9 protein-coding genes are annotated in these 12380 nt (G+C 35.6%); all 9 read left to right on the forward strand.

Translation table 11 applies throughout. The features are described from left to right. The first annotated feature begins 145 nt into the window (after window positions 1-145). The 9 genes from prsT to XM47_RS13410 all read left to right on the forward strand — a co-directional run bounded on the left by prsT (window position 146) and on the right by XM47_RS13410 (window position 12219). Complete coding sequence (gene prsT / locus XM47_RS13370) at window positions 146-2902, forward strand: XrtA/PEP-CTERM system TPR-repeat protein PrsT (RefSeq protein WP_172656537.1); 2757 nt, start codon at window positions 146-148, stop codon at window positions 2900-2902. Window positions 2903-2966: 64 nt separating this feature from the next. Continuing rightward, the gene (locus tag XM47_RS13375; RefSeq protein ID WP_048693450.1) at window positions 2967-4037 is read left to right on the forward strand and encodes a GNAT family N-acetyltransferase; all 1071 of its coding nucleotides are present in this window, start codon (window positions 2967-2969) and stop codon (window positions 4035-4037) included. A gap of 210 nt (window positions 4038-4247) precedes the next feature. Beyond that, window positions 4248-5543, forward strand: coding sequence for a putative O-glycosylation ligase, exosortase A system-associated (locus tag XM47_RS13380; protein ID WP_077066563.1), 1296 nt, complete (start codon window positions 4248-4250; stop codon window positions 5541-5543). A gap of 35 nt (window positions 5544-5578) precedes the next feature. Next, entirely contained in the window at window positions 5579-6613 is a 1035-nt protein-coding gene (locus XM47_RS13385; RefSeq protein WP_048693453.1) for a glycosyltransferase family protein, read from the forward strand. A gap of 53 nt (window positions 6614-6666) precedes the next feature. Then, window positions 6667-7491 carry a DUF707 domain-containing protein gene (locus XM47_RS13390; protein ID WP_048693455.1) on the forward strand — a complete coding sequence of 275 codons (825 nt, stop codon included), beginning with the start codon at window positions 6667-6669 and terminating at the stop codon, window positions 7489-7491. Between the two features lie 29 nt (window positions 7492-7520). After that, on the forward strand, window positions 7521-8741 hold the full coding sequence (locus tag XM47_RS13395) for a polysaccharide pyruvyl transferase family protein (RefSeq protein WP_048693456.1): 1221 nt from the start codon (window positions 7521-7523) through the stop codon (window positions 8739-8741). Between the two features lie 9 nt (window positions 8742-8750). Then, complete coding sequence (locus XM47_RS13400; RefSeq protein WP_048693458.1) at window positions 8751-10247, forward strand: lipopolysaccharide biosynthesis protein; 1497 nt, start codon at window positions 8751-8753, stop codon at window positions 10245-10247. Between the two features lie 29 nt (window positions 10248-10276). Beyond that, complete coding sequence (locus XM47_RS13405; RefSeq protein ID WP_149865513.1) at window positions 10277-11284, forward strand: polysaccharide deacetylase family protein; 1008 nt, start codon at window positions 10277-10279, stop codon at window positions 11282-11284. After that, window positions 11281-12219: a hypothetical protein gene (locus tag XM47_RS13410; protein WP_048693462.1), complete on the forward strand. Its 939-nt coding sequence runs from the start codon at window positions 11281-11283 to the stop codon at window positions 12217-12219. The genes XM47_RS13405 and XM47_RS13410 overlap by 4 nt, the downstream gene beginning before the upstream one ends. Window positions 12220-12380 lie beyond the last annotated feature (161 nt).

The raw sequence follows: 12380 nt of genomic DNA on the forward strand, positions 1-12380 counted from the left end.
TTCCATTCCTATTAATCGATATCTAATCTAATCATTTTTTATGTTGTGAAGATAATATTAATATTTTTATTACACATAGCGATTTAAAAGTTATAAGCTATAAATACGATGTATAGGTTTTAATAAATATGAGTATATGGATCATATGAATAATAATATTGGCATTTTGGGAGTTTGTTTTTTTTGTTTAGCGTTGTCCGGTTGCTTTAGTTCAAAGTCAACAGATACTTATATTGCAGAGTCTAAAGCTTACATCGCTAATAATGATACATCAGCTGCCATTATTGCTTTAAAAAATGCGGTTGCGAGCGAACCATCAAACGCTGAGGCGCGTTATTTACTCGGTAATGAATATTTAAAAATAGGTTCATATTTACAAGCTCAAAAAGAGATTGAAATAGCTTATGAGTTAACCCCGACCGAAGATATTGCGCTCAGTTACGCTAAAGTGTTATACCTAGTTGATTCATTTACTGAAAGTTTATCTGTTATTGATGGTATAAAGCCTGAAAATTTATCTCTGGATGAACTGCATTATTATAAATACTTGAATCTATTTGCGCTTGGGGAAATTGACGAAGCGCTCTCTGTACTTTCCCTAAACAAAGCTAAACAAGAGCCTTATATTAGTTTATATAAGGCAATTATGTTATTAGAGCAAAAAAAGGGTGTAGAAGCTTATACATTAACCAAAAATATTGCTGAGGCACATCAGAATCATCTAGAGTTTGTTCAAGTTCACGCTAGGTTAGCTAATTTAAATCAAGATTTTGGCGTTGCTGCTGAGTTTTATGAGCATTACTCACGTTTGCAGCCTGAGCAGCATATTATTAAGCTCATGCTTGCTGACGCGTATATCAAAGATAAAAATTTTAAACCCGCATCATTAATACTAGACAAGCTATTGAAGGAATTTCCTTCTAATGGATATTCTAACTTGTTTAGAGCTATGGTCCATTTTGAGCAGCAGCAATGCAAGCAAGCACATTCTAGAGCGGTAAAAGCAATTCAAGCAGGACTATCAACTAACACGAGTCGACTAATCGCAGGTACTTGCGCATATAAAATTGATAAATTAGAAGAAGCTTACAGCCATTTAATTGCACTTCAAAAAATATCAACCTTGGATGAGTCAATTAAACGTTTGTTGTCTGTTGTACAACTAAGACTAGGTTATTCTGATGACGCAGTTGATAATTTGATGTCGTTAACGGAAACTTCGGAAGCTGACTCATCACTGTTTATTGAGGCAGGCATGCAAGCATATAAGAGTGGAAATGAGTCTGTTGCTAAAGCGATGGTTGAGCGCTCTAAAGCACTTTCTCCTTCCAAAATAGAAGATCTGACTAAGTTGGGTCTTTTAGATTTTTCTGTTTCTCAAGATGATAGCTTATTAAGAGACCTCTCTGATACAGATAATGCTAACGGTAAGAGTCGATTAGCATTAATCGCAGTATATTTACGCCAGAAGAAATTTTCTGACGCTTTAAAGGAAGCGGAAAAGTGGCTTGCTTTAGACGGAGAAAATGTAGAGGCGCTAAATGTTGCAGGGTATAGCGCTATGAATTTAACCCGTGACGATTTAGCTGCTAGTTACTTTGAAAAGTCGCTGTCGATTAAATCAGACAATACTATGGCTATCACGTTTTTCGCGGATAAGTACATCGCTCAAAAAGACTTAGAAAACGCTCAAAAAATGTTATCTAAGCTGATTGGCTCTGAACAAGCAAGCCTGATTAATTACACCTATTATTATGCTGGCTACAAAAGAATGGGACTAGAGGAACAAGCTATACAAGTCCTCGCCTCCAAATACAAATCAAATAAAGAAAATGCGGACTTTCTTTATTTATACACTAAAGCGCTTTTCTCTGAAAAAAAATATCATAAAGTGATAGATTTGCTAAGAAGTACTTCGGCGAATAAAATTTATCCTGAACAACATTGGTACATGCTTGCTGAAAGTTATGTTGCTCTAAAAGAGTTGGAAGCAGCGTTTAGAGCTTTCGAACTTTGGACTAAATCTTCGCCTAGCTCTATCCGCCCTTGGTTAAGATTACTTTCTTTGTCAGAAATGACAATGCAATACTCAAAAGGTAGCTCTATTGTCCGCCAAGCGAAAGTTCATTTTCCAGATGATGTAAAGTTGGATATTTATGATATTAACTTTAGGCTTAAACTAAAAAATACAACAGGTGTCGAAAAGCTTATTGAGAAGGTAGAACTATTTGATCCTAATTTAGTTACATTATGGAGATTCAAGAGTGAACTGGCGTTATTGTTGAATAAGCATGATGACTCAGTACTTGCACTAACGGAGTATTATAAGCTGAAGCCAACGAATAAAGCTGCATTAAGTGTATATCAATTGATGAAATCCGATATTAAAACTAAAAATCGTTCGTATGAATTTTTAACGACTCATGCTGAAAAGTTTCCTCAAAGAGCAAAAGATATGTGGTTTATTTTAGGCAATGATTATTTGTCTACGGATCCCAACAAAGCTAAATCTGCTTATTTAAAAAGCATCGATTTGAATGACAAAAATTATATTGCTCATAATAACTTGGCTTGGCTATATTCTCAGAGTGGAGAGATGGATAAAGCAATAGAGCATGGACTATCTGCCAACAAACTTAGTCCTAATAATCCTCAAATTATGGATACATTAGGAATGGTATATTTAAAAAATAAAGAATATAGCAAAGCTTATGGTTATTTGTTTGAGGCATTTCAAGTAGATTCGGATAATACGGCTATTGCTTCTAATCTGATAGAGGTGCTTATTGATATAACAGATAAGTCTCAATTAAATGATGCCATTAACTTAATTGAATCTAGTCCTGTTGGGAGTGAAGCTTCTTTGTCTGAAAAACTCAATGACATTAAAGCTAAACTATAAGGTTATGTGCAAGGGAATGGTTCAAACACTCTCTTGCTGATAAATAAAATGTTTAATTTCTCTTGTGACTGACTCTTCATTTAGTATTACGCCAATTGATAAAAGTAATTTGCTTCAATTATCTGAATTATGGAGAGCTGTAGAAAGCACGGCTGACAATTCTTTTTTTATTAGTTGGGCGTGGATTTCTAATTGGATAAATACCATTCCTGATCCTGTATATTTATTGAAATATATGGAATCAGGCAGTTTGTCCCTAGGTATTCTTTGCCACCAAAAAACATTCCTAAGCAGCACATACTTACTTAATAAAACGGGTTCTAAAGCAAAAGATCAAATTTGGATCGAGCATAACGCCTTATTGCATGGCCCTTCGTTCCCTAAACATATTAATCTGCTCAAGCATTTTTCAGAAGGAAAAATTAAATCCTCTCTTGTTATCGGTGTTAGCCAGTCAGATTATTTATCACGCTTTGATACTCTTGGCTATATTGCCAGATGTGTTTGGAGAGCTCCATCGTATTCTAAAAAATTGACTAAGAATTGCCAAGATTATGACTACCTATTAAATACGTTTTCTAAAAATACCAAAACACAAATTAAAAGAAGTTATAAATATATTTCGTCGTTAGGTGAGGTGGAGCTACGCCGTGCAACCTCTCAAACGGAGGCGCTTGTAATCTTTAAGAAAATTGCAGGGCTTCACAAAAATAAATGGGGAGACTCAAGTGGTTTTTCTAATCCGTATTTTGTAAAGTTTCATACTCAACTTGTTAAAGCGCAGTGCGAATTGGGCTTGGTTGATTTAGTGAGCTTAGAGCTTGATGGCAAAATGGTTGCTGGTCTTTACAATTTCGTATATAAGGACAAGGCGTACTTTTATTTATCTGGTATTGATTATTCAATTTCGGACAATAAATTTAAACCAGGGTTGCTGATCCATACATTGATTATGCAACAATATGCCAAAGACAATATTGCTGAATATGATTTCATGGCAGGTGAGGCTAGATACAAAAAATCTTTGGCTGATACTGATTGCGAAATGCAAGCGGTATACTTTGAGCGAGATTCAAGATTGAATCGATTTTTAAATAATGTCAGGTGCGCGAAAAGCAGATTCAGATTTGGATAATTTCAAACGACTTGCATAAGTTTAATAATGAATTTTTATAGTTATAGTGTAACCCTTAGGGAACGCCATTACTGATATATTTTGATATGGTGGTATTAATATGGATACTTTAACTTTTGTGGCTTGCATTTTTGGTGTGCTCTGGCTGTGTTTTAAGTGTAATCAGATAATGTCTAAGTCTGAATCAGAAAAAAATAATAAGAATGAGTCATGAGAGATCTGTTATTACTGGGTGTATTACCTTTTTTAGTCTATTTCGCCCTTAAAAGACCCATAATCAGCCTGTCTTTGTGGCTTTGGACCTCACTTGTGCCAATGCAGCAATGGAGTTACGGCATGGCAACTAGTGTTCGTTGGAATTTGATGTTTGCGGCCTGTACCTTACTCGGTATTCTTTTTCAGAAAAAAGAATACGACTTTAGGGCCTCTGGGTTATTATTTTTAGTTTTACTCTTTTTCTTTCATAACACTATGTCAACTGTGCTGAGTGAAGCAGATTCTAAGTACATTTGGCAAAGATGGGAAAACTATTTTAAAGCGATTATTTTCTTTTTTGTTTGTTGCTCGATGCTCCGCCAAAAAATTCATTTTGAAGCCGTAATGTGTGCATGTCTAATGTCAGTGTTGGTGATTGCTGGTTTGGATGCTGTGAAGTTTATTATATCTGGCGGCGGTCATAATATAAATGGGATTTCTAGTACCTTTAACGATAATAATTTATCAGCCTTAGCAACATTGATGTGTATTCCAATGTGTCTGTACTTATTGACCCAATATAAACAATATACCTTACTTAAGTATATATTGTTTGGGTTTATTTTAGGCAGCGTCATGTTTGTTTTAGGCTCTGATTCCCGTGGTGGTTTTCTGGGACTTGTTGTTTTGACCATTTATTACATTTTAAACTCTGAACGTAAAATGTTTTTAATCGTGATGGTATCTATTATTGCTATTGGAGCATTATCTGTCATGGGAGATGAATGGTTTAATCGAATGGACAGTATCAAGTCTGCTGATGAAGATAGCTCATTTATGGGCCGTGTTATTTCTTGGAAATTGTCATTGTTATTAGCAATCGAAAATCCATTCTTTGGTGGCGGATTCGATGCCATAATTGATATACCTACTTGGGAAGCTCTGAAGCAATCATTTGATAAAGTCAGTTTTATCCCTAGCCCTGAACCACATATCCCACATGTAGCGCATAGTACATATTTTCAAGTTCTTGGAAATCAAGGATTTCTAGGAATATTTATATTTGCATTAATGTTGATGAAAACGACCTCTAGTTTCAGCAAAGTAAAAAAACAAGCAGAAAAAGGCAGTTGGTTATATCATGCTGCTTTCTTCTCAAAAATTTCAATTGTTGTTTTTATGGTTTCGGGAGCTGCACTCAATTTCGCTTACCGAGAGATATTACTAGTCTACTTTGCTTTTGCTGTGTGTTTAGAGATAGTTGCAAAAGATAACATGAAGAAAGAACAAAAAGCAGTAGCGTTAGATTAGAGAATAAATGGGAACTCCCCTAAAGAGTAAAAAAATTGAAAACGATACTAAGTAAATTGGTTCTGGACTTAAATCGCTGGTTTGAGAATACTTATGTTATTAAATATATTAGGTTGTGTGTATTTATATATGAATATTACTTAAAACCTAAAGTATATAAATCAGACAAAAAAATAATTTTAATTAAAACTTGCAACCCTGCTAATAAAAATCGATTTAGTTGGGGGGATTATCATTTAGCTGAAGCACTTGCCAACTCCATAGAGCTAGATCCCAATTACAAATGTATTATGGTACCTATTGATTTTTGGCATAGTCAATTCTTAAATAATAGAGCGTTTAAAATTATTTTTATTCGTGGCGTATATTCTGAAAGTGACAACAATCCATACTTTGATAAAACTTACATGTATCTTATTTCTCATCCTGAAAAGGTATCTGGAGATGAACTCGCACGTTACAAAGGAGTCATTGTTGCGAGCTTAAAACTGTATGATGAACTGAAATCGATCAACAAATACCTACATTATATCCCTCAGTTCACTGATGAAGAAAGGTTTAAGCCTCAGATCGATAAGTCGTTTGAGCATGATGTATTGTTTGTCGGTAATACAAGGGGTATTTACAGAGAAAGTGTGAAATACTGTATCGAAAATGATATTAACATAGATGTATATGGGGCTGGTTGGGACAAGTTTATTCCTCAAAAGTACATTAAAGGACACCATATTAGTAATGCTGAGCTTCCGAAGCATTATGCAAACGCAAAAATAACACTGAATGATCATTGGCAAACGATGAGAGATCAGGGTTTTATATCTAACAGAGTTTTTGATGTTACAGCTTGTGGCGGGTTTTTACTGACAGATCACTTTGATGAAATTGAAACTTTATTCCAGGGAGCGGTTAAGACTTATTATTCTGAAAGTGATTTAGTTTCGAAAATAAATTACTACTTAGAACAAGATCAATTAAGAAAAGACAGTGCGATTTCTGCGCGTCAGATTACACTAGCTAAACACTCAAAAGCGGCAATTGGCAAAGCATTTTGTGACATTATTAATGAATAACTATATTCTAATAAAAATTAATGAGTTTGAAATGCTTTATTTAAGGAGATAATGTGGAAGTTGTTAAGAGTAAGTCTTCGAAGTTTTTGGTTTTTACCTCAGCTGGTCGAAGCGCAAATGTTAAACAATGGGCGAATGGCGCACAATTTGATTTGTTTGTCGTTGACTATTGCAACGGTGACAGCAATACCAAACAATTTGCCAATTATTACTTAGAGCGTAAAGGTGGAAAGTTTCAAAATATTCACTTTTGTTATACTCAAGATCCGGACGTATTTTCGGCATATGATGCCATTATGGTGATGGATGATGATATTCTTTTACCAGCTGATAAAATAAATGAGTTATTTGAGTTTTTGATGAAAGAAGAACTGTCGATAATACAGCCTGCTTTTAGTGCAAGAGGGAAAATCAGTCATAAAATTACTAAGGTTAACCCAAATTATCAATACAGGTTAACCAATTTTGTTGAGGTGACTTGCCCTATTTTTAAAACTTCAGAGTTAACTTCTTTTCTTGAATTTTTTGATCCTGTTGCAAATGGTGGGGGCGTAGATTGGTGGTTTTGCTATCATGCAGAAAGTCGTACAAATAAACCTTGTATTGCGGTTGTCGACAGCATTGTTTGTTTAAATCCTCATGATGTGCATAAAGGCGGCACTCGAGAAATTGATAGGTTTCGTTCTCGGGAGCAACGTAATGCAGATTGGGCTGAAGTCCGTGAAAGAAATAAATTATCTTTTAGCGAAAACGAGTTTAAAACTTATGAGGGGCTTGGCTCTGCAAGTGTACTACATCACTGCTTTTGTTTATTCGACAATATACTGGCGTTTGCTGGTCGGATTCAAAGGAAAATAGGCCGCACATTAAGCTCTTAACTAAAGCTGCTATAAACTAGGAGAACCATTTGAAAAAAATCGTGTTATTTGGCGCATTTGACCGTTATAACTATGGTGATAACTTAATGCCAATCGTTTTCCAGCGCTATGTTTCTAAGTATTTCCCGAAGGTGTTGGATTCATACGAATTTGAATTCGCAGCAATTAGTGCATCAAATTTAGAGAATTTTCATTGTGAAAAATCAGTGAAAATAAACGATATTGTAGACTCTCTGCCGGCTGGATCTTCAATCATTGTGATTGGAGGTGAAGTGCTTTGCGCCTCCAATGCTGACTTAATGCTACATATGCAAAAATCTCAGATTGGCCATAAAGTTGCCGTGTTCTGTCGCAAGAATCTCACAAAGATTTTTAACCTATATGCACAATTTGCCTATTCTACTAAATGGGACTATCCATTTATTATTGATAAATCTTGTTTACCTGATGGTGTTAAGGTGCTTTACAACACGATTGGTGGTCAGGTAAACCCAAATAATAAGCATATGTATCAAAAAGTAATGAAGCGAATCATATCCGCTGATTATTTTTCAGTTCGCGATAGTAGAACTCTAACTCAAACAGCTGGTAAGAGGGATGTTGCCTTGTCACCTGATTCTGTTTTTTTATTACCAGCCGTTGTGGATGATGAGTTTTTAAAAAAACAAGTTAAATCGTCTATATATGAGTTAGCTTCCCAGTCACCTAAGTATGTATTTCAAGCTGCGCCTGCAAAAATTGACTGCACTGTTGACGCTTTAATAGAACAAGTTCAAACACTCAGTGACGAAACTCAATCTAAAGTTATTTTGTTACCGATAGGTTATGCGTCAGGACATGATGATTTGCACTTGATGCAAGACATTCACGAGGTATTGCCCGATAAAACTATTTTGCTATCTGACCTTAACGTCTGGGAAATTTTATTTGTCATAAAACAGGCTAGAGCATTTATGGGGACTAGCCTTCATGGTGTTATCACGGCTATGGCCTATGGATTGCCACATTTTGGTTTAAACATCAATATTGGAAAATTAAATGCTTTTGTGGCTGAATGGAGCATTGCACCTTACAATCAATCATATAGCGTTGCTGAGTTATCGAAGCTACCTAAGTTGATTAAAGAAGACGATTTACCTGATTTGACTCGCAACGCATCTGCGATTATTCAAAAGGTTAAAGCGAATAATGAAGCTATGATCAACGTCATTACTTCTGATTCACCTTCAAAGAATAAGGATGCGAGCTAGATAACACTCATGACATCTGATTTGAAAAGTAAGGTCGTTAAAGGCGCATTTTGGTTGACATTATCTACTTGGATTGTTTCAAGTTTAGGGATTGTGTCTACGCTTATTTTAGCGCGTATATTACTTCCAGAAGATTTTGGATTAATTGCTACAGCGACGATTGTTACTGGCTTTTTCGACTTATTCGCTAAACTCGGCACTATGCAGTATATAGTGAATAAGCAGGATTTAGTGAAGGAAGATATTAACACAGCATGGACAATACAGTTGGTTTCCCAGATACTGATTGCTAGCCTAGTGTATCTTTCCTCTGATTACGCCGCATTATACTTTAATGATGCAAGGCTTGAGTTTGTATTAAAGGCATTAGCCCTTATTCCTTTGTGTATTGGTTTAAAAAATGTAGGTCTAGTTTTATTGCAAAAAAAACTAGAGTTTAAGCGTATCGTTTTTATTCAATCAGGTGCTAAATTTCTTTCATTTCTAGCCTTAGTTATTACTGCTTATCTATACCAATCTTACTGGGCTTTTGTAATTGGCATGTTAGTTCAACATTTTTGCATCAGCATTTTCAGCTATGTTATTTCTAACCATCGACCGCGCTTATGCTTGGCTAAGTGTCAAGAGCAGTTTTCTTTTTCATCTTGGGTATTGTTGAAAGGTTTTGTTAATTATGCGGGGAATAAAGCCGATGCATTTTTAATTTCAAAATATCTCTCAATTGATAATGTTGGTTATTTTAATCTAGGTACGCGTATCGCCACAATTCCGAATGATTATTTATTGAAACCTTTAGATAATGTTATATATTCCGGTTTGGCGGAATCTCTTTCTGAAAAAGAGCTATTTTTCGAACGTTGCCAAAAAACGTTACTATTTATATTCTTTTTGACCATTCCTATTTGTTGCTTACCTTTGCTAAGCTCGACTGAAATCGTCACTTTGTTTTTAGGCGATGCAGTGAAGTGGTCGACAGTTGTTGATCTTTTACCTTTCCTCAGTTTTCTGATTCTACTGCTACCTGTATGGAGCCGGCTATACGATTTTATTACTTTGATCGGAGAAGTTAAACGAGTATTCTTTTTAGATTGTGTGTACGCAACACTTTCTATATCGGCTTTGGTGGCTGCTATTTATTATGGTGCGGGTTTACTTGAAATTATTTGGATCAGCTTAGCTGTGCGCTTTATCTTTATTTTATATTTAATGTTTGTATGTCATACATTAGTTAATTTAAACATAACTCGGATTGTCATATTTGTAGCTCCACTTGTTTTTAGTGCCATTGGATCTGCATGGTTGGTATTCTATAGCCATTCATTCATTGAGTTTGACTGGGATTTTATTCAATTAATTGCTAATTCCGGCGTGTTTGTTATTTGTTATGCGCTGTTAACTGCGCTAGTGACTTTGATACTGAAAAATAGTAATCCAGATTACCTTGTTTTATCTGATACAGTAACCGCTTTGTTACGCAAGGCTAAATTAAAGAGTGCGTTGTATTAATGATGAAGAAAGAGGGATTAAAGACATCAGTGTCAAATTTATTACCTAAACGGCAAGTTATAAGTGCGGGCACATTATTGGATGCCGTTGAAATTAAGCCATTAAAAAGCACTTCTATGTTGCTAACTATTGATATGGAAGAGTCCTTTGATTGGGATGAACCTGAATCTAGTGAGCACTCTTCGGGTGAAATATCAGGGCTTAAGGTGTTCCATTCAAAATGCATAAATCGAAAAATAACACCTTTATATTTGGCAACATATCAAATATTGAAGAACCCTGTTGCAGTTGCATTTTTACGTGATGCGCACAAAAAAAATGAGTGTGAGATAGGGATACATTTGCATTCCTGGAATACCCCTCCGAAATTGGATGTTGAAGAAAGTTTTCAATGTAATCTATCACTCGAAAATGAAAAGCTGAAATTAGATAGTTTAGTCAATCAATATATTGAAGTTTTTGGTTGTAAGCCGCTTGTTCATAGAGCTGGTCGATACGGTGTCGACTATTCTTCCTTTGAAAATTTAGCCGCTTTAGGTATTAAAATTGATTTAAGCCCATCTGCTGGATTTGATTTCAGCTGTAAAGGTGGCCCCAGCTTTAAAACTATCGATAATAAGGCTAAGTGGGGAGACGAAACTCAAAATTTGTTGTGTGTACCGGTACCATATTCTATGTTCTCGCGAGGACCGGATCTGATTACCAAACATTTTCAATTTATTTCTAAACACATTTTTTCATGTGAAGCTGTTCGTTTATCTCCAGAAGGGAATACAGCAAGCCGAATGAAAATACTCACTAAAAACTTGATTAAAGAACAGCTAGATAGTTTGATTGTGACTGTACACAGTACCTCCTTCGAGGATGGTGAAAACCCTTATTCAACAGGGGATGGTAAAGTTGAAAAATTAATGGATACTCTATTTGAGTACCTAGACTGGTGTTTAGTCGATATGAAGATCGCTCCTATAAAAACCGAGCAATTGTGGCAAGCATACTCAGATAAAAAATTTAATTGTGAAGAGAAAATAATATGATTAGATATTGGAATAAAGTGGTTTCTCTAGTAGAGAAAAAGGCATGTTCAAAGACTTTCCAAAAAGTCAGAGATTCCAAACCAATTCAATATACGTATAACCCAGAGCTAGTCATCGTCTCACAAGTATATAGTGGCGCTTTAGATATGTCTTTATTGGCTTTAAAAAGCTTCATTAAAATGATCGGTGAAGGCCGTGTTGAGGTGATTGATGACGGTTCTTTGACAAAAAGTGATCACGAGTTACTCCACCATCACATTCCTCATTTAACCATAGTTCACATAGATGATATTGATGTCGGCAGTTGCCCTAAAGGGAGCTGTTGGGAGCGCTTAATTCATATTTTAAAATTATCGCAAGACGCTTACGTTATTCAGGTTGACACAGATACTTTAACTATAGCGCCTGTACCTGAGGTTTATAATGGGTTTAAAGCCAATAAAGCATTTACAATTGGTGGCGAACCAAATTGGCCAGAGCCGATACCCGTTGAATATATAAGCCATATTTCTCGAAATAAAATAAGCGAACATATTCAAGTTAAATCTGAGCGGCAACTAGAGCATGTGGAATCAATTAATTTGACGCATTATTGTCGGGGATGTGCAGCATTTGCAGGTTTTCCTAAACAAGCTGTTACATTTGATCAACTACAGGCTTTCTCAGCCGAGATGGAAGAGCGAATTGGAGCTGATACATGGCGCAATTGGGGGAGTGAGCAATTCTCTGCGAATGTGATGATTTCATTATGTCCTGAGCCTAGCGTGTTACCTTGGCCTAAATATTTGAACCATGGTTTTCCTTTTGTCGAAAATGGCCAAGAAAAACTAGAGTCATATACTCGGTTGACATCTGTCTTACATTTTATTGGCACATACAGATACAAACACGGGGTGTATCGAAAATTGGCCAAGTTAGTTTTGAGCGAGTTATAAGCTATTCCTGAAGTTAGTCAGTTTCAGCTATTGCTTTGAGGTAGCTGAAACGGGAGCTTTCACACCGAATTGAGAGCAGACTAGCTAAAGTCAGTTAAATTAGCTGAGTTATAGGTAATCGCTTTTTTTCCCTAGTTTTTACACATCAAAATTACTCCCAA

The sequence above is a fragment of the Catenovulum maritimum genome, from assembly GCF_001050375.1.
Taxonomy (GTDB): Bacteria; Pseudomonadota; Gammaproteobacteria; order Enterobacterales; family Alteromonadaceae; genus Catenovulum; species Catenovulum maritimum.